The sequence below is a fragment of the Enterobacter sp. WP_7_1 genome (genome assembly GCF_003688535.1).
Classification (GTDB): domain Bacteria; phylum Pseudomonadota; class Gammaproteobacteria; order Enterobacterales; family Enterobacteriaceae; genus Enterobacter; species Enterobacter asburiae.
Window position 1 is genome coordinate 1 of record NZ_REFK01000007.1, and the last position, 19,716, is coordinate 19,716.

The following is a 19,716-nucleotide window of genomic DNA, read 5'->3' on the forward strand; positions in this document are numbered from 1 at the left end:
CGATGGTAGTGTGGGGTCTCCCCATGTGAGAGTAGGGAACTGCCAGGCATCAAATAGAAGAACCCCGTACCGTAAGGTGCGGGGTTTTTTGCTTTTGTCTTTCCCCTTCCTTGAAACTTTCTCACCTTCTGCTTGCAGACTCGACATTCAAACCATTTCTGGGTATCGTTAGCTGTCTGGATGTCTAAACGTTTATACGTATGCTGTGAGGATATAAAGTTATGCCGATTCGGGTGCAGGACGAGCTACCAGCCGTCAATTTCTTGCGTGAAGAAAACGTCTTCGTGATGACGGCTTCGCGTGCGACAGGTCAGGAAATTCGCCCGCTGAAGGTGCTTATTCTCAATCTGATGCCAAAAAAGATCGAAACAGAAAACCAGTTCCTGCGTCTTCTGTCGAACTCCCCTCTGCAGGTTGATATTCAGCTTCTGCGAATTGATGCCCGTGAGTCACGTAACACGCCTTCTGAGCATCTGAACAACTTCTACTGTAATTTCGATGATATTCAGGGGGAAAACTTCGACGGACTGATCGTGACCGGCGCGCCGCTCGGTCTGGTTGAATTTAACGATGTCGCCTACTGGCCGCAGATCAAACAGGTGCTAGAGTGGGCAAAAGATCACGTTACGTCCACATTGTTTGTCTGTTGGGCGGTACAAGCCGCGCTGAATATTCTTTATGGCATCCCCAAGCAAACCCGCACTGAAAAGCTCTCCGGCGTATACGAACACCACATTCTTCACCCACATGCGTTGCTGACGCGTGGTTTCGATGACTCCTTCCTGGCCCCGCATTCGCGCTACGCCGATTTCCCGGCCCAGTTGATTCGTGATTACACCGATCTGGAGATCCTGGCCGAAACGGAAGACGGGGATGCTTACCTGTTTGCCAGCAAGGATAAACGCATTGCTTTTGTGACCGGGCATCCTGAGTACGATCCGCATACCCTCGCGTCAGAGTATTTCCGCGATGTCGAAGCGGGTCTTAATCCGGATGTACCGTACAACTATTTCCCGAAAGACGATCCGCAAAACAAACCGAGAGCAACCTGGCGCAGCCACGGGAATTTGCTTTTTACTAACTGGCTCAACTATTACGTCTACCAGATCACGCCATACGATCTGCGACACATGAATCCGACGCTGGAGTAATCTTCTGCACTAAACGATCCTAAAGCGTTTCAGCTATTCAAATCAGGCACCTTCGGGTGCCTTTTTTATTTCCGAAATGTCGCTCACCATTCAATAAAACTTTAATTCCAATAAAATCAGACAATTAATTGCAATTGGAAATTAAAATGGAAATTGTTTTTGATTTTAGAAAAAATATAGATAGTCTTAATTCTGCTGAGCGAAAACTACCCAACGATCTTTCGTTCGCATCGGGGGCGTGATTTTGGATCTTTGATGAGGAGCAGAGTAATGACTCAACAGGCAACGACGGTCGATGAACTGGCCTTTACCCAGCCGTATAGCGAGCAAGAACAGCAGGTTTTGACGGCGGAAGCGGTAGAATTTCTGACTGAACTGGTGACCCGCTTTACGCCGCAGCGTAATAAGCTGCTGGCAGCACGCATTCATCAGCAGCAGGAAATTGACGATGGCAAGTTGCCTGGCTTCATTTCGGAAACCGCTTCCATTCGTCGCGGAGAGTGGAAAATCCGCGGCATCCCTGAAGATTTACAGGATCGTCGCGTTGAGATCACCGGTCCGGTAGAGCGCAAAATGGTGATCAACGCCATGAACGCCAACGTTAAAGTCTTTATGGCCGATTTTGAAGACTCACTGGCGCCGGACTGGCGTAAGGTCATCGAGGGGCAGATCAACCTGCGCGACGCCGTGAACGGCACCATCAGCTATACCAACGAAGCCGGCAAAATTTACCAGCTCAAACCGAACCCGGCGGTGCTGATCTGTCGCGTACGCGGCCTGCACCTGCCTGAAAAACATGTCACCTGGCGTGGGGAAGCCATTCCGGGCAGCCTGTTTGATTTCGCACTCTATTTCTTCCACAACTACAAGAACCTGCTGGCAAAAGGCAGCGGCCCTTATTTCTATCTGCCAAAAACACAGGCCTGGCAGGAAGCGGCCTGGTGGAGCGAAGTGTTCAGCTACGCGGAAGATCGTTTCAACCTGCCGCGCGGCACCATCAAAGCCACGCTGCTGATTGAAACGCTGCCAGCCGTGTTCCAGATGAATGAAATTCTGCACGCCCTGCGCGACCACATTGTCGGCCTGAACTGCGGACGCTGGGACTATATTTTCAGCTACATCAAAACCCTGAAAAACTATCCTGACCGCGTGTTGCCGGATCGCCAGGTCGTGACCATGGATAAACCGTTCCTGAGCGCCTACTCGCGTCTGCTGATCAAAACCTGCCACAAGCGCGGCGCCTTTGCGATGGGCGGCATGGCGGCATTTATCCCGAGCAAAGACGCAGAGCGGAACAATCAGGTGCTCAACAAGGTGAAAGCCGACAAAGAGCTTGAAGCCCGTAACGGTCACGACGGCACGTGGATTGCCCATCCCGGCCTGGCCGATACGGCGATGGAGGTCTTTAACCGCGTTCTCGGCGACAACAAAAACCAGCTGTTTGTCACGCGTGAAGACGATGCCCCAACGGCTGAAGAACAGCTGCTGGCACCGTGCGCGGGCGAGCGTACGGAAGAGGGCATGCGTGCCAATATCCGCGTCGCGGTCCAGTACATCGAAGCGTGGATCTCCGGCAACGGCTGCGTACCTATCTACGGCCTGATGGAAGATGCCGCGACGGCGGAGATCTCACGTACCTCCATCTGGCAGTGGATCCACCATCAAAAAACGCTCAGCAACGGCAAACCCGTGACCAAATCTCTGTTCCGCCAGATGCTGGCCGAAGAGATGCGGGTGATCCAGGACGAGCTGGGCGAACACCGCTTCAGCAGCGGACGTTTTGACGACGCTGCGCGCCTGATGGAGCAAATCACCACATCAGATGACTTAATCGACTTCCTGACCCTGCCGGGCTACCGCTTCCTGGCGTAACTCACCACATAACAATATGGAGCATCTGCACATGAAAACCCGTACCCAACAAATCGAAGAGTTGAAGAAAGAGTGGACACAGCCTCGCTGGGAAGGTATCCGCCGTCCTTACAGCGCGGAGGAAGTGGTGAAATTACGCGGCTCGGTCAATCCGGAATGCACGCTGGCACAGAACGGTGCGGCGAAAATGTGGAAGCTGCTGCACGGTGGCTCCAAAAAGGGCTATATCAACAGCCTCGGCGCGCTGACCGGCGGTCAGGCGCTGCAGCAGGCGAAGGCCGGTATTGAAGCTATCTACCTCTCCGGCTGGCAGGTTGCGGCGGACGCAAACCTGGCGTCCAGCATGTACCCGGATCAGTCGCTCTATCCGGCTAACTCCGTGCCGTCGGTGGTGGATCGGATCAACAACACCTTCCGCCGTGCGGATCAGATCCAGTGGGCTGCCGGTATCGAACCTGGCGATCCGCGCTTTACGGACTACTTCCTGCCGATCGTCGCGGATGCGGAAGCAGGCTTCGGCGGCGTGCTGAATGCCTTCGAGCTGATGAAATCGATGATTGAGGCCGGTGCAGCGGCCGTTCACTTCGAAGACCAGCTGGCGTCAGTGAAGAAATGCGGACACATGGGCGGTAAGGTGCTCGTTCCGACTCAGGAAGCGATTCAGAAGCTGGTTGCCGCGCGTCTTGCTGCTGACGTGCTCGGCGTGCCGACGCTGGTCATTGCCCGTACCGATGCAGACGCGGCGGACCTGATCACCTCTGACTGCGACCCGTACGACAGCGAGTTCATCACCGGCGAGCGCACCAGCGAAGGTTTCTACCGTACCCATGCCGGCATTGAACAGGCGATCAGCCGCGGCCTGGCGTACGCGCCTTACGCGGACCTGGTCTGGTGTGAAACCTCCACGCCGGATCTGGCGCTGGCAAAACGCTTTGCCGACGCCATCCACGCGAAGTATCCGGGCAAGCTGCTGGCCTATAACTGCTCGCCGTCATTCAACTGGCAGAAAAAGCTGGATGACAAAACGATCGCCAGCTTCCAGCAGCAGCTGTCCGATATGGGCTACAAATACCAGTTCATTACCCTGGCAGGTATCCACAGCATGTGGTTCAACATGTTCGACCTGGCGCACGCCTACGCGCAGGGCGAGGGCATGAAGCACTACGTTGAGAAGGTGCAGCAGCCGGAGTTTGCCGCGGGCAAAGACGGCTACACCTTCGTGTCTCACCAGCAGGAGGTGGGAACCGGCTACTTTGATAATGTGACCACGATTATTCAGGGCGGTACCTCCTCCGTCACCGCCTTAACGGGTTCAACGGAAGAAGCACAGTTCTAATCTTTTCCCCCTCTCCCCTCTCGGGGAGAGGGTTGGGGTGAGGGGGAATATATGTCGCGTGGCCTGGAATTGCTGATTGCCCAAACTATTTTGCAGGGCTTCGATGCCCAGTATGGTCGTTTTCTTGAAGTGACATCCGGCGCGCAGCAGCGCTTCGAACATGCAGACTGGCATGCGGTTCAACAGGCCATGAAGCAGCGTATCCATCTCTACGATCACCACGTGGGTCTGGTGGTGGAGCAGCTGCGCTGTATTACCGACGGTAAAAGTCCCGACGCGGATTTTTTACTGCGCGTGAAGGAGCACTACACCCATTTGTTACCCGACTACCCGCGCTTCGAAATTGCGGAGAGCTTTTTCAACTCCGTCTATTGCCGGTTATTTGACCACCGCTCACTATCTCCTGAGCGGTTATTTATCTTCAGCTCCCAGCCCGAGCGACGCTTTCGAACCATTCCACGCCCGCTGGCGAAAGATTTCTTTCCCGACCGCGGCTGGGAAAAGCTCCTGCACCGCGTGCTAACGGATCTGCCGCTGCGCCTGCCCTGGGAGAATAAAGCCCGGGATATCGACTATATTCACACCCATCTCAACGAAAACTTCGGCGCGGAGGTGCTTAGCCACAGCCATTTGCAGGTGGCCAACGAGCTTTTCTACCGTAATAAAGCCGCCTGGCTGGTGGGCAAACTGGTTACGCCGACCGCCATTGTGCCGTTTCTGCTGCCCATTCACCGTACCGACGACGGGGAACTGTTTGTCGATACCTGCCTGACCACCGGCGCCGAGGCCAGCATCGTGTTTGGCTTCGCCCGGTCCTATTTCATGGTGTACGCCCCGCTGCCTGCCGCCCTGGTGGAGTGGCTGCGCGAGATCCTGCCGGGCAAAACTACCGCCGAGCTGTATATGGCGATTGGCTGTCAGAAGCACGCCAAGACGGAAAGCTACCGGGAGTACCTGCGCTATGTCACCACGGCCGACGAGCAGTTTATCGAAGCGCCAGGCATTCGCGGTATGGTGATGCTGGTCTTTACGCTGCCGGGTTTCGATCGGGTCTTTAAGGTGATTAAAGACAGATTCGCGCCGCAGAAAGAGATGACCGCCGCGCACGTCCGCGCTTGCTATCAGCTGGTCAAAGAGCACGATCGCGTCGGGCGCATGGCGGATACCCAGGAATTCGAAAATTTTGTGCTGGATAAACAGCAGATCGACCCGGCGCTCATGACGCTTTTGATGCAGGAAGCGCCCGCGAAAATCACCGATCTGGGTGACAAAATCGTGATTAGCCATCTTTACATTGAGCGCCGCATGGTGCCGCTGAATATCTGGCTTGAGCAGTCTGAAGGCCAGGCGCTGCGGGATGCCATTGAAGAATACGGCAACGCGATTCGCCAGCTTGCCGCCGCCAATATTTTCCCGGGCGACATGCTGTTTAAAAACTTCGGCGTCACCCGTCACGGGCGGGTGGTGTTCTACGATTACGACGAAATTTGCTACATGACCGAAGTGAATTTCCGCGATATACCACAGCCCCGCTACCCGGAAGATGAGCTTTCAGGTGAGCCGTGGTACAGCGTCTCGCCGGGCGATGTGTTTCCTGAGGAGTTTCGCCACTGGCTGTGTGCCGACCCGCGCATCGGGCCGCTATTCGAAGAGATGCATGAGGATCTGTTCCGCGCCAGCTACTGGCGCGGACTGCAAACGCGGATCAAAAATGGGCATGTCGAAGATGTGTACGCTTACCGCCGCAAGCAGAGGTTTTGCATTAGGTTTACACCCTCTCTCGCAGGATGAGGACATCATGTTTTCTCCCTCTCCCTGTGGGAGAGGGCCGGGGTGAGGGCATCAGGCCGCAGTGCAACCCCATCGCCCGGTGGAGCTGCGCTTACCGGGCCTACGGTCCGAATATCCGCCGGAACCCAACTTAGCGAATCCCACCGTACGCCAGCGTCACCTCTTTCGCCGCCTTAATCACCAGCGCACCCAGCTCGGTCACGCGGTCATCGGTCATCCGCGAAATCGGACCGGAGATGGAGATCGCGGCAAACGGCTCGCGGTGCTCGTCAAAAATGCAGGCCGCGAGGCAGCGCAGGCCCAGGGCATGTTCTTCATCATCAAACGAATAGCCGCGCTTGCGGGTCAGGGCCAGATCTTCTTTCAGATGCACGGGCGACACCAGCGTGGCGTGGGTATAAGCGTGCAGCCCTTTACGGTGCAGCAGCCCCGTCACCTGCTCCTCGCTCAGTTGGGAGAGAAACGCTTTCCCCGCCCCGGAGGCGTGCATCGGCAGCTTGCCGCCAATCGGTGCGGACATGCGCATCAGCTGCGTACACTGCACCTGGTCGATGATAATCGCCTGGTGGTCGCTCTGGTCCAGCACCGCCAGGTTTACGGTCTCGCCGGACTCCTCCATCAGCTTGCGCAGAATCGGGTGCACAATCGCCAGCAGGTTGCGGCTCTGCAGGAAGCTGCTGCCGACGATAAACGCATGCGCGCCCACCGCCCAGTGCCCCAGCTCGCCGACCTGGCGGACAAAGCCCAGCTGTTGCATGGTGGTCAGCAGGCGGTGCGTCGTGGAGTTCGGCAGTCCAGCCTGCTGGGCCAGCTCCGTCAGGGCCACGCTGCCGTGCGACTCGGCTATCCACTCCAGCAGCTTCAAACCGCGCGTGAGCGATTGAACCTGTCCGCCCTGTTGTGCGGCGGCGGTGGTGGCAGCAGGTTTTCTGCCGCGTTTAGCGGGAACGGTCGCGACCATGACGATCTCCTTTTTCTGTATCGTGGAAATCATTTTCGTTTTATTTGGTGAATTTGCAACCGTTATCCTGACTGATCGGAGGAGTGATGGTGAACATGTCTCATGTTACAGCTGTGCGACTTTTCCACCCTGCGAGATTGTGCCAGTATGGAACGCAGCCTTTTGGCCTTGTTGAGCGTTGTCGGGAGCAAGTGTGAGCAGCAAAGTAGAGCAACTGCGTGCGCAGTTAAATGAACGAATTCTGGTGCTGGACGGCGGCATGGGCACCATGATCCAGGGGTATCGTCTGAGTGAAGACGATTTCCGCGGCGAACGCTTTGCCGACTGGCCCTGCGACCTGAAAGGGAACAACGACCTGCTGGTGCTCAGCAAGCCGTCCGTTATTAAGGATATCCACAACGCCTACTTCGAAGCGGGTGCGGATATCGTTGAGACCAACACCTTTAACTCGACAACCATCGCCATGGCGGATTACCAGATGGAATCCCTGTCGGCGGAAATCAACCTGGAAGCCGCGAAGCTGGCGCGCGCCTGCGCCGACGAGTGGACGGCCCGCACGCCGGACAAGCCTCGCTACGTTGCCGGGGTGCTTGGCCCGACGAACCGCACCGCGTCGATTTCACCAGACGTCAACGACCCGGCGTTTCGTAATATCACCTTCGATCAGCTGGTTGCGGCCTACCGTGAATCGACCAGGGCGCTGGTGGAAGGCGGTTCCGATCTGATCCTTATTGAAACCGTATTCGACACCCTCAACGCCAAAGCCGCGATTTACGCGGTGAAAGAGGAGTTTGAGGCGCTGGGCGTTGACCTGCCGATCATGATTTCCGGCACCATCACCGACGCCTCCGGCCGTACCCTGTCCGGTCAGACAACCGAAGCGTTTTATAACTCCCTGCGTCACGCCGAAGCGCTCTCCTTTGGCCTGAACTGCGCGCTGGGGCCGGATGAGCTGCGCCAGTACGTGCAGGAGCTTTCCCGCATCGCGGAATGCTACGTCACCGCCCACCCGAACGCCGGTCTTCCGAACGCGTTCGGTGAATACGATCTCGATGCCGACACCATGGCGGCGCAAATCCGCGAGTGGGCCGAGTCTGGCTTCCTGAACATCGTTGGCGGCTGCTGCGGCACCACGCCGGAGCACATCGCGGCTATGAGCAACGCCGTGGCCGGACTGCCGCCGCGCAAGCTGCCCGAGCTTCCGGTTGCCTGTCGCCTTTCCGGTCTTGAGCCGTTGACCATCGGCGACGACAGCCTGTTTGTGAACGTGGGTGAGCGTACTAACGTCACCGGTTCCGCAAAGTTCAAGCGCCTGATCAAAGAAGAGAAATACAGCGAAGCGCTGGACGTTGCCCGCCAGCAGGTGGAAAGCGGCGCGCAGATTATCGATATCAACATGGACGAGGGGATGCTCGACGCCGAAGCGGCGATGGTGCGTTTCCTCAACCTGATCGCCGGCGAGCCGGACATCGCCCGCGTGCCGATCATGATCGACTCCTCCAAGTGGGAGGTCATCGAAAAAGGGCTGAAGTGCATTCAGGGTAAAGGCATCGTCAACTCTATCTCGATGAAAGAGGGCGTTGATATCTTTATCCACCACGCGAAGATGGTCCGCCGCTACGGAGCCGCCGTGGTGGTCATGGCCTTCGACGAGGTGGGTCAGGCGGATACCCGCGAGCGTAAAATTGAGATATGCCGCCGCGCGTACAAGATTTTGACCGAAGAGGTGGGCTTCCCGCCGGAAGACATTATTTTTGACCCGAACATTTTCGCCGTCGCGACCGGGATTGAAGAGCACAACAACTACGCCCAGGACTTTATCGGCGCATGTGAGGACATCAAGCGCGAGCTGCCGCATGCGCTGATCTCCGGCGGCGTGTCGAACGTGTCGTTCTCGTTCCGCGGCAACGACCCGGTGCGCGAAGCGATCCACGCCGTGTTCCTCTACTACGCCATCCGCAACGGAATGGACATGGGGATCGTTAACGCCGGCCAGCTGGCGATTTACGACGATCTCCCTGCCGAGCTGCGCGACGCCGTCGAGGACGTGATCCTTAACCGCCGCGACGACGCCACCGAGCGCATGCTGGACCTGGCGGAGAAATACCGCGGCAGCAAATCGGATGAGGCGGCAAACGTTCAGCAGGCCGAGTGGCGTTCCTGGGACGTGAAAAAGCGTCTGGAATACTCGCTGGTCAAAGGCATCACCGAATTTATCGAGCTCGATACCGAAGAGGCGCGCCAGCAGGCAGCCCTCCCGATTGAGGTGATCGAAGGCCCGCTGATGGACGGCATGAACGTGGTCGGCGATCTGTTCGGCGAGGGTAAAATGTTCCTGCCGCAGGTGGTGAAATCCGCCCGCGTAATGAAGCAGGCAGTGGCGTATCTGGAACCCTACATCGAAGCCAGCAAAGAGAAAGGCTCCAGCAACGGCAAGATGGTTATCGCCACCGTTAAGGGAGACGTGCACGACATCGGCAAGAACATCGTTGGCGTAGTGCTGCAGTGTAATAACTACGAGATTATCGACCTCGGCGTGATGGTCCCGGCGGACAAAATCCTCAAGACCGCGCGCGAGGTGAACGCCGACCTGATTGGCCTCTCCGGCCTGATTACGCCGTCGCTGGACGAAATGGTCAACGTGGCAAAAGAGATGGAGCGACAGGGCTTCACCATTCCGCTATTGATTGGCGGGGCGACCACCTCGAAAGCGCACACGGCGGTGAAAATCGAGCAGAACTACAGCGGCCCGACGGTGTACGTGCAGAACGCCTCGCGCACCGTGGGCGTGGTCTCCGCGCTGCTCTCCGACACCCAGCGCGACGATTTTGTGGCGCGCACCCGCAAAGAGTACGAAACCGTCCGCATCCAGCACGGCCGTAAGAAGCCGCGCACCCCGCCTGTTTCGCTACAGGCGGCGCGCGACAACGATCTGGCCTTCGACTGGTCCAGCTACACGCCGCCGGTGGCGCACCGTCTGGGCGTGCAGGACGTGACGGCCAGCATCGAGACGCTGCGCAACTACATTGACTGGACGCCGTTCTTTATGACCTGGTCGCTGGCGGGCAAATATCCGCGCATCCTGGAAGATGAGGTGGTCGGCGAGGAGGCGAAGCGCCTGTTTAAAGACGCCAACGACATGCTCGACACGCTGAGCGCAGAGAAAACCCTCAATCCGCGCGGCGTGGTGGGCCTGTTCCCGGCGAACCGCGTGGGCGACGACGTAGAAATCTACCGCGATGAAACCCGCACCCACGTGCTGGCGGTCAGCCGCCACCTGCGCCAGCAAACGGAGAAAGTGGGCTTTGCCAACTACTGTCTGGCCGATTTCGTCGCGCCGAAGCTGAGTGGTAAAGCCGACTATATCGGCGCCTTTGCGGTAACCGGCGGTCTCGAAGAAGATGCGCTGGCGGACGCGTTCGAAGCGCAGCACGATGATTACAATAAAATCATGGTAAAAGCGATTGCCGACCGCCTGGCGGAAGCCTTCGCCGAGTACCTGCACGAGCGCGTGCGCAAGGTGCACTGGGGCTACGCGGCGAATGAGAACCTCAGCAACGAGGATCTGATCCGCGAAAACTACCAGGGGATTCGCCCGGCGCCGGGCTATCCGGCCTGTCCGGAACACACCGAAAAAGGCACCATCTGGAAGCTGCTGGATGTGGAAGCCCATACCGGCATGAAGCTCACCGAGTCGTTCGCCATGTGGCCCGGCGCGTCAGTTTCCGGCTGGTACTTCAGCCATCCGGACAGCAAGTACTTTGCCGTGGCGCAGCTGCAGCGGGATCAGATTGAAGATTACGCCCTGCGCAAAGGGATGAGCGTGTCTGAAGTGGAGCGCTGGCTGGCGCCAAATCTCGGCTACGACGCCGACTAAAATCACTTTTCCTTACAACAAACAGGGCGCTCATTGGGCGCCCTGTCTCTTTCTTACGTTTAAACCCTTATACTGAACCTATGGAAAACGAATAACGATAAGGAGGAAAAGCTTCCGTGCTGACGTTGTTACACCTGCTCTCTGCAGTCGCACTGCTCGTATGGGGCACCCATATCGTCCGTACCGGCGTGATGCGCGTATTTGGCGCGCGCTTACGTACCGTTCTCAGCAGCAGCGTTGAGAAGAAGCCGCTCGCCTTCTGCGCGGGCATTGGCGTAACGGCACTGGTTCAGAGCAGTAACGCCACGACCCTGCTTGTCACCTCCTTTGTGGCGCAGGATCTGGTCGCGCTCGCCCCGGCGCTGGTGATTGTGCTGGGGGCGGATGTAGGTACCGCGCTGATGGCGCGTATCCTGACCTTCGATCTCTCCTGGCTGTCGCCGCTGCTGATTTTTATCGGCGTCATCTTCTTCCTTGGCCGCAAGCAGACGCGCGCCGGACAGCTCGGGCGCGTAGGGATAGGCCTGGGGCTGATCCTGCTGGCGCTGGAGCTGATTGTGCAGGCGGTCACCCCAATCACCGAGGCCAACGGCGTGCAGGTCATCTTTGCCTCCCTGACCGGGGACATCATGCTTGACGCCCTCATTGGCGCGGTGTTTGCCATCGTCAGCTACTCCAGCCTGGCGGCGGTTCTTCTGACGGCGACCTTAACCGCCACAGGGGCGATCTCCTTCCCGGTGGCGCTGTGTCTGGTAATCGGGGCCAACCTCGGCTCCGGCCTGCTGGCGATGCTCAATAACAGCGCGGCCAACGCCGCCGCCCGCCGCGTGGCTCTCGGCAGCCTGCTGTTTAAGCTGGTGGGCAGCCTGATTATTCTGCCGTTCGTTCACCCGCTGGCGAACCTGATGGACAACCTTCCGCTGCCGAAGGCGGAGCTGGTGATCTACTTCCACGTGTTCTACAACCTGGTGCGCTGCCTGGCAATGGTGCCTTTTGCCGCGCCGATGGCCCGCTTCTGCGAACGCCTCATTCAGGACGAACCGGAGCTGGATGCGCGCCTGAAGCCGAAGCACCTGGATACCTCCGCGCTGGATACCCCGGCGCTGGCGCTGGCGAATGCCGCGCGCGAGACGCTGCGCATGGGCGACGCAATGGAAACCATGCTCGAAGGCCTGCAAAAGGTGATGCACGGCGAGCCGCGTGAAGAGAAAGAACTGCGCAGACTGGCGGACGATATCAACGTGCTCTATACCGCCATTAAGCTTTACCTGGCGCGTATGCCGCAGGACGAGCTGGCGGAAGAGGAGTCCCGCCGCTGGGCGGAAATCATCGAAATGTCGCTTAACCTTGAGCAGGCCTCGGATATCGTTGAGCGTATGGGCAGCGAGATCGCTGACAAATCCCTTGCCGCGCGTCGTGCATTTTCAGGTGAAGGCCTGAAGGAGCTGGAAGCGCTGCACGAACAGCTGGTCAGCAACCTCAAGCTGGCGATGCTGGTCTTCTTCTCCAGCGACGTGCCGAGCGCGCGCCGCCTGCGTCGCAACAAGCATCGTTTCCGCATTCTGAACCGCCGCTACTCGCACGCCCACGTTGAGCGTCTGCACCAGCAGAACGTGCAGAGCATCGAGACCAGCTCCCTGCATCTGGGGCTGCTGGGGGATATGAAGCGTCTCAACTCGTTGTTCTGCGCGGTAGCGTACAGCGTGATGGAACAGCCGGATGAAGACGACGAGCGGGATGAGTATTAATCTCTGAAAGCGCCTCGCAAAACCGTTTTGCGGGGCGTGACACCTTATAAAGCGCCATTTACTCTTCAGACCTTACATTTTGAAGGGAATAGAAAATGCTCGTTTATTACGCTACACTTCGCCAATTCATGCGCATTCCGATGGGGGTTCTCATGCGCGCTACTCATGGCATCAAAAAATCAGTCAATGTGTCGTTAGCACCAGAAATCCTTGAAGAGGCGCGTCGGCTTAAACTTAATCTCTCTGCTGTACTCACGGCTGCGCTGCAGGAGCAGTTTCGGGCGCATCAGCGCGCAGAGTGGTTAGCAGAAAATAAAGCTTCTATTGAGGCCATTAACCAGTGGGTTGATGAAAACGGCTCCTTTAGTGATTCTCAGAGATCGTTCTGATGGAACAATATTTTGCTTATGAGAATGAGGGTAAGGGGAAAACTGCCTATCCCTGGCTAATCAATATGCAGCATCCCGTGGCCAATGTGATGAAGCATGTCCTGGTCGCACCAGCAGTTGAGCTTAGCCATCTGGGAGGCATTCAGCCGCCTGCGAAAGTGTGCCCTGTCGTTGAGATAGCGGGTAAGCCCTGCGCGGTCATGATGCACATGATGGCTGGCATATCGCCAAAAGAGTTAGGTGAGCGTGTTGCCGATCTTACGCAAAACCGGGCTTCATTGCGGGATGCACTCGATTTTTTGATCAACGGCTACTAACACTTTTTTGTCAGCCGCAAGGTAAGGTATATTTCGCCCTTCACAGGAGAAACTATGCTGCCAACTCAATCAACCCGATTAAACAAATACATTAGCGAGAGCGGGATCTGCTCACGTCGCGAGGCTGACCGTTACATTGAACAGGGTAACGTGTTTCTTAACGGCAAACGCGCCACCATCGGCGACCAGGTGGTCCCTGGCGATGTGGTTAAAGTGAATGGTCAGGTCATCGAACCGCGTGATGCTGAAGACCTGGTGTTTATCGCGTTGAACAAACCGGTTGGGATTGTCAGCACCACGGAAGACGGTGAGCGGGACAACATCGTTGATTTCGTGAACCACAGCAGCCGTATCTTCCCGATTGGCCGTCTGGATAAAGACTCACAGGGGCTGATTTTCCTCACCAACCACGGCGATCTGGTCAACAAAATTCTGCGTGCCGGTAATGACCACGAGAAAGAGTACATTGTGACGGTGAATAAGCCGGTCACGGACGAATTTATTCGCGGCATGGGCGCCGGGGTGCCGATCCTCGGTACCGTCACGAAAAAGTGTAAGGTGAAGAAAGAAGCGCCGTTCGCGTTCCGCATTACGCTGGTGCAGGGCCTGAACCGCCAGATCCGCCGCATGTGTGAACACTTCGGTTATGAAGTGACGAAGCTGGAACGCACGCGCATCATGAACGTCAGCCTGTCCGGCATCCCGCTGGGCGAGTGGCGCGATTTAACGGATGACGAGCTGATTGAACTCTTCAAGCTTATCGAGAACTCCTCGTCCGAAGCGAAGCCGAAGGCCAAAGCAAAACCGAAAACCCAGGCGATTAAGCGCCCGGTGGTGAAGGCGCCGCAGGCGGAAGATAAGGGGCGAGGCAAGCCGGGTAATGGAAAACGCTTTACCCAGCCGGGGCGCAAAAAGAAAGGGCGCTGATTAGCGCCTTCCACGGGTAGACGTTGTGGCCGACCAGGAAAAGGTCGCCTCTGCATCGGGTTTATAAGCCTGCTCTTTTTTCAGCTTGCGGGCTTTTTTCGCCGCGGCGTCACGCTGCGCCATCAGCTTATCGATGTACTCTTTTTTCACCTGATTGGTTTCGGCGTTCGTCAGCGTGCGGCCATGGGCGATACGGGCGCGGTCGAGAAGCGTTTTCAGTTCGCGCTGCTCGGCTTCCGTCATGTCTTTCTGGGTCAAACGTGGTGTAGCCATTGCTGAAGCCTCCTGATAGAGAGGCTTCAGTGTAAAGCAAGCCGCGTAAATTAACCCTGCTTCACCGCATCTTTTTTCGTTTGTTCATCAATCGGTTTGCCGGACCAGTAGCCCGCCAGCAGCGAGCCGGAGAGGTTATGCCAGACGGAGAACAGCGCGCCAGGCAGGGCCGCCAGCGGGGAGAAGTAAATTTTGCCGAGCGCCGCCGCCAGGCCGGAGTTCTGCATGCCTACCTCGATTGCCAGCGTGCGGCAGGTCGATTCGTCAAAACCAAACAGCTTCCCGCCCCAGTAGCCGCCCAGCAGGCCAATCGTGTTATGCAGCACCACCGCGATGATCACCACAAAGCCCACGGAGGCGATGTGCGATGCGGAACCCGCCACCACGGCGCTGATGATCGCCAGAATGCAGACCATCGAAAACGCGGGCAGATACGGTTCAACGGCCTTCACCACGCGCGGGAAAAGATGGTGAATGACCAGCCCCAGCGCAATCGGGATCACCACAATTTGCAGAATGCTGAGCAGCATGCCCATCACGTCCACCTGAATATGCGCGTCCACGTAAAGGCGGGTTAACAGCGGCGTGGCAACGACGCCAACCAGCGTGGAAACGGACGAGATCGTGACGGAGAGCGCCACGTCGCCTTTCGCCAGGTAGATCATGACGTTGGACGCCGTGCCGCTGGCCACGCTGCCTACCAGTACCATCCCGGCGGAGAGATCGGGCGGCATCTTAAAGGCCATCGCCAGCAGCCACGCCGCAAGCGGCATCACCAGGTAGTGCAGGAAGATCCCTGCTGCGACGGGCGCAGGGCGAGACAGCACGCGTTTAAAGTCGTCGATTTTCAGATGCACGCCCATACCGAACATGATCAGCATCAGCAGCGTGGCGACCCACGGACCAATGCCCGTGAAGGTGGCGGGGGTGTAATACGCGAGTACGGAGAGCAGCAGCGCCCATAACGGGAACAGCCGTGTGATGACGGATAACATAGTGGATTCCTTGCAGTATTGTCGTGTTGTTTAGTTATGAAAAAGCCGGGTCTGTGCCCGGCTTATAGGTATTGTTTATCGTGCTAACGAATTTTATTCAAACAAATTCTGATGAAGTTTCTGCACCACCTGCTCAGCCTGATCGGCAGGCACCAGGAAGCAGAGGTTGTAGCTGGATGCGCCGTAGCAGATCATGCGGATGCTGAACGGGTCGAGCACGCCGAACACCTCTTTACCCACGCCGCAGGCGCGCGACAGCTTGTTGCCAATGATGGCAACCAGCGCCAGATCTTCTTCCACTTCCACGCGGCACAGCTCAGAAAGCTCAATCAGCAGAGACTGCGTCAGCAGCGTGTCGCCGGTGGAGGTAGAGCCGGTGGTGTCCAGCGTCAGCGCAATGCTCACTTCAGAGGTGGTGATCAGATCCACCGAGATATTGTGGCGCGCCAGAATGCCAAACACTTCCGCCAGGAATCCGCGGGAATGCAGCATATTGTGGCTGTGGAGCGTCACCAGCGTCTGGCGACGGCGCAGGGCCAGGGCGCGGAACAGCGGTGGGTTTTCGGTTTTCTTGCAGACCAGCGTCCCGCCCGCTTTCGGATCTTTGCTGGAACCCACGAAGACCGGAATATCGCTGCGTACGGCCGGCAGCAGCGTTGCCGGGTGCAGCACTTTCGCGCCGAAGGTGGCCATTTCCGCGGCTTCTTCAAAGGCGATCACATCAATACGTTTAGCCGCAGAAACGACGCGCGGGTCGGTGGTGTAAATGCCCGGAACGTCCGTCCAGATATCCACGCGCGTTGCATGCAGGGCCTCGCCCAGCAGCGCGGCGGTGTAGTCGCTGCCGCCGCGACCAAGCGTGGTGGTGCGGCCTTTCGCTTCACTGCCGATAAAGCCCTGGGTGATCACGATACCGTCGGCCAGGCGTGGTGCCAGCTGCTGATTGGTCAGCTCCGCCAGCGCCTCAACGTCCGGCTCGGCGCGACCAAAGCGATCGCTGGTACGCATCACTTTACGCACGTCAAACCACTGCGCCTGAATGTTACGCTCGCGCATGATTTCCACAAACAGCAGGGTGGACATCAGCTCGCCGTGGCTGACCAGTTCGTCGGTCAGGGCGGTGGAGGTGGCCAGAGAGGCAGCTTCTGCCAGGGTGGTGATATTTTCCAGCAGACGTTCCACTTCCTCGCGGATGACGTTCGGGTTCTGCAGACGCTCAAGAATGTCGAACTGAATTTTGCGCAGTGCATCCAGCTTCACGAAACGTTCTGTCGCTTCCAGTCCTTCAGACAGAGAAACCAGCAGGTTCGTCACGCCGGCGGATGCTGAGAGCACCACCAGGCGGGTATTCGGATCGGCCAGCACCACATCGGCGCTGCGGTTCATGGCATCGTAATCGGCCACACTGGTGCCGCCAAATTTGGCGACCACAAAACTCGTCATAACAACCTCGTGTCAGGGAATGAATAAGCGACCTTGGCACAAGAGTGAAACGAAAACAGGTGCAGGCGCAAAATACGGCCCTATAAATAAAATGCGGGGGAGGTCCTGTCAATGCTGGGATTATGCGGATTTTTTATGGGGGGGTACCCCTGAGAAACAGGACTTATAACAGGGCCATATTTTATGCTCCATTTTAGCCTGTTTTGGGCGACATTTCGCCGCCCCAGGAGGGCACTTCAGCAGCTATACTTTTCGGGTCTTTTCACCTGTGTTTGATGCAGGCCAGGGCAATGGCATAAAAACCATCACAATTTTTATTTGCAGGCGCTACAATCGACCGCAGTCACAATTCTCAAATCAGAAGAGTATTGCTAATGAAAAACATCAACCCAACGCAGACCGCTGCCTGGCAGGCACTCCAGAAACATTTTGATGAAATGAAAGACGTCACCATCGCGGATCTGTTCGCGAAGGATGCCGATCGTTTCTCTAAGTTCTCCGCGACCTTCGACGACCTGATGCTGGTGGATTTCTCCAAAAACCGCATTACCGAAGAGACGCTGGCAAAACTGCAGGATCTGGCGAAAGAAACCGAGCTTGCCGACGCCATCAAATCCATGTTCTCCGGTGAGAAAATTAACCGTACCGAAGACCGTGCCGTGCTTCATGTGGCCCTGCGTAACCGTAGCAATACGCCAATCATCGTTGACGGCAAAGACGTCATGCCGGAAGTGAACGCGGTGCTGGAAAAGATGAAAACCTTCTCCGAAGCGATCATCTCCGGTAGCTGGAAAGGCTACACTGGCAAAGCGATCACCGACGTGGTTAACATCGGTATCGGCGGCTCTGACCTCGGTCCGTTCATGGTGACCGAAGCGCTGCGTCCGTATAAAAACCACCTCAATATGCACTTTGTGTCTAACGTCGATGGTACCCACATCGCCGAAGTGCTGAAGAACGTGAACCCGGAAACCACCCTGTTCCTGGTTGCCTCCAAAACCTTCACCACTCAGGAAACCATGACCAACGCCCACAGCGCGCGCGACTGGTTCCTGAAAACCGCGGGCGACAACAAGCACGTGGCGAAACACTTCGCGGCGCTGTCTACCAACGGTAAAGCGGTCAGCGAGTTCGGCATTGATACCGCGAACATGTTCGAGTTCTGGGACTGGGTTGGCGGCCGCTACTCCCTGTGGTCTGCGATCGGTCTGTCCATCATCCTGTCCGTGGGCTTCGACAACTTCGTTGAGCTGCTCTCCGGCGCGCACGCGATGGATAAACACTTCTCCACGACCGCACCAGAGAAAAACCTGCCGGTGCTGCTGGCGCTGATCGGTATCTGGTACAACAACTTCTTCGGCGCTGAAACCGAAGCGATCCTGCCTTACGACCAGTACATGCACCGCTTCGCAGCCTACTTCCAGCAGGGCAACATGGAATCCAACGGTAAATACGTTGACCGTAACGGCAACGCGGTGGATTACCAGACTGGCCCAATCATCTGGGGCGAGCCGGGCACCAACGGTCAGCATGCCTTCTACCAGCTGATCCACCAGGGCACCAAAATGGTACCGTGCGATTTCATCGCCCCGGCTATCACCCATAACCCGCTGTCCGACCACCATCCGAAGCTGCTGTCGAACTTCTTCGCGCAGACCGAAGCGCTGGCGTTCGGTAAATCCCGCGAAGTGGTTGAGCAGGAATACCGTGACCAGGGTAAAGATCCTGCAACTCTGGATCACGTTGTGCCGTTCAAAGTGTTCGAAGGCAACCGCCCAACCAACTCCATCCTGCTGCGCGAAATCACGCCGTTCAGCCTGGGCGCGCTGATTGCCCTGTACGAGCACAAGATCTTCACGCAGGGCGCCATCCTGAACATCTTCACCTTTGACCAGTGGGGCGTTGAGCTGGGCAAACAGCTGGCAAACCGTATTCTGCCAGAGCTGGGTGATGATAAAGCGATTGCCAGCCATGACAGCTCGACAAATGGTTTGATCAACCGTTATAAAGCATGGCGCGCGTAATTAAAACGTCATGAAAACGTGCCGGCTTAATGCCGGCATTTTTTTATCGGATAATTCCTGATGTCTGTTAGTTAACTCAAATTCTGAATCTGAGTTTAATCCGAAAAAGACGCTTAACCCGTTAATTGCTGCGGTTTATTTTAAGAAAATACGTAGTGGTCCATTAATATGCTTATATTATAACATATTGATTTATATCCATAATATATTTATGTTATTTGTCTTTCATTTCCATTTTAACCATTAATCCGAAAACTCCATCCCTATTTCCCCTTACGGCAAACCCACGGCACTAGTTGTGTATACTCGATTCCGCCTGAAATTCTTTTCGGGCAAATCTCCATTCATTCATTGAAGGGAAATTGTTATGAAGAAAGTACTGTATGGCATTTTTGCCATATCTGCGCTTGCGGCGACATCTGTCTATGCAGCTCCGGTTCAGGTCGGGGAAGCGGCAGGTTCGGCTGCGACGTCTGCGTCTGCGGGTAGTTCTACCGCAGCCAGCGCCAGCACCGTAAGTTCAGCCGTGGGTGTCGCGCTGGCGGCAACCGGTGGCGGTGATGGCTCCAATACCGGAACCACGACCACCACGACAACCAGCACCCAGTAATA

15 protein-coding genes are annotated in these 19,716 nt (G+C 56.8%); 11 read left to right on the forward strand and 4 right to left on the reverse strand.

The genetic code is table 11. The annotated features are described in order from the left end of the window. The first annotated feature begins 221 nt into the window (after positions 1–221). From metA to aceK, 4 genes are all read left to right on the forward strand, one after another. Complete coding sequence (gene metA, locus BJ885_RS21000; RefSeq protein WP_024906663.1) at positions 222–1,151, forward strand: homoserine O-succinyltransferase; 930 nt, start codon at positions 222–224, stop codon at positions 1,149–1,151. 270 nt (positions 1,152–1,421) lie between these two features. Continuing rightward, positions 1,422–3,023, forward strand: coding sequence for a malate synthase A (gene aceB / locus BJ885_RS21005; RefSeq protein WP_121932757.1), 1,602 nt, complete (start codon positions 1,422–1,424; stop codon positions 3,021–3,023). Positions 3,024–3,054: 31 nt separating this feature from the next. After that, positions 3,055–4,359, forward strand: coding sequence for an isocitrate lyase (gene aceA / locus BJ885_RS21010; RefSeq protein WP_029742132.1), 1,305 nt, complete (start codon positions 3,055–3,057; stop codon positions 4,357–4,359). Between the two features lie 51 nt (positions 4,360–4,410). Further along, positions 4,411–6,150, forward strand: a complete 1,740-nt coding sequence (gene aceK / locus BJ885_RS21015) for a bifunctional isocitrate dehydrogenase kinase/phosphatase (protein ID WP_121932756.1) — start codon at positions 4,411–4,413, stop codon at positions 6,148–6,150. 130 nt (positions 6,151–6,280) lie between these two features. Here aceK and iclR read toward each other — a convergent pair whose 3' ends face one another. Further along, a complete protein-coding gene (gene iclR / locus BJ885_RS21020; protein ID WP_038417708.1) occupies positions 6,281–7,111 on the reverse strand; it encodes a glyoxylate bypass operon transcriptional repressor IclR in 831 nt (276 codons plus the stop codon). Between the two features lie 193 nt (positions 7,112–7,304). Here iclR and metH point away from each other — a divergent pair, with 193 nt between their 5' ends. From metH to rluF, 5 genes are all read left to right on the forward strand, one after another. Next, positions 7,305–10,988, forward strand: coding sequence for a methionine synthase (gene metH, locus BJ885_RS21025; protein ID WP_121932755.1), 3,684 nt, complete (start codon positions 7,305–7,307; stop codon positions 10,986–10,988). A 116-nt stretch (positions 10,989–11,104) separates the two neighbouring features. Next, on the forward strand, positions 11,105–12,736 hold the full coding sequence (locus BJ885_RS21030; RefSeq protein ID WP_023309990.1) for a Na/Pi cotransporter family protein: 1,632 nt from the start codon (positions 11,105–11,107) through the stop codon (positions 12,734–12,736). Positions 12,737–12,831: 95 nt separating this feature from the next. After that, positions 12,832–13,125 (forward strand): type II toxin-antitoxin system CcdA family antitoxin, encoded by a 294-nt coding sequence (locus tag BJ885_RS21035; protein ID WP_032662656.1) that lies wholly within the window; start codon positions 12,832–12,834, stop codon positions 13,123–13,125. Continuing rightward, on the forward strand, positions 13,125–13,442 hold the full coding sequence (locus BJ885_RS21040) for a CcdB family protein (RefSeq protein ID WP_121932754.1): 318 nt from the start codon (positions 13,125–13,127) through the stop codon (positions 13,440–13,442). The genes BJ885_RS21035 and BJ885_RS21040 overlap by 1 nt, the downstream gene beginning before the upstream one ends. 54 nt (positions 13,443–13,496) lie before the next feature. Further along, positions 13,497–14,369, forward strand: a complete 873-nt coding sequence (gene rluF / locus BJ885_RS21045) for a 23S rRNA pseudouridine(2604) synthase RluF (protein ID WP_023309993.1) — start codon at positions 13,497–13,499, stop codon at positions 14,367–14,369. Here rluF and BJ885_RS21050 read toward each other — a convergent pair whose 3' ends face one another. The 3 genes from BJ885_RS21050 to lysC all read right to left on the reverse strand — a co-directional run bounded on the left by BJ885_RS21050 (position 14,370) and on the right by lysC (position 17,080). Further along, complete coding sequence (locus BJ885_RS21050) at positions 14,370–14,642, reverse strand: DUF3811 domain-containing protein (RefSeq protein WP_023309994.1); 273 nt, start codon at positions 14,640–14,642, stop codon at positions 14,370–14,372. A gap of 50 nt (positions 14,643–14,692) precedes the next feature. Beyond that, positions 14,693–15,637, reverse strand: coding sequence for a ketopantoate/pantoate/pantothenate transporter PanS (gene panS / locus BJ885_RS21055; RefSeq protein ID WP_121426209.1), 945 nt, complete (start codon positions 15,635–15,637; stop codon positions 14,693–14,695). A 93-nt stretch (positions 15,638–15,730) separates the two neighbouring features. After that, on the reverse strand, positions 15,731–17,080 hold the full coding sequence (lysC, locus tag BJ885_RS21060; RefSeq protein WP_023334126.1) for a lysine-sensitive aspartokinase 3: 1,350 nt from the start codon (positions 17,078–17,080) through the stop codon (positions 15,731–15,733). Positions 17,081–17,454: 374 nt separating this feature from the next. On the opposite strand from lysC, the gene pgi reads away from it, so the two are divergent. Beyond that, a complete protein-coding gene (gene pgi / locus BJ885_RS21065) occupies positions 17,455–19,104 on the forward strand; it encodes a glucose-6-phosphate isomerase (RefSeq protein WP_048977787.1) in 1,650 nt (549 codons plus the stop codon). A 367-nt stretch (positions 19,105–19,471) separates the two neighbouring features. Next, complete coding sequence (gene yjbE, locus BJ885_RS21070; protein ID WP_008503423.1) at positions 19,472–19,714, forward strand: exopolysaccharide production protein YjbE; 243 nt, start codon at positions 19,472–19,474, stop codon at positions 19,712–19,714. Positions 19,715–19,716: the final 2 nt, after the last annotated feature.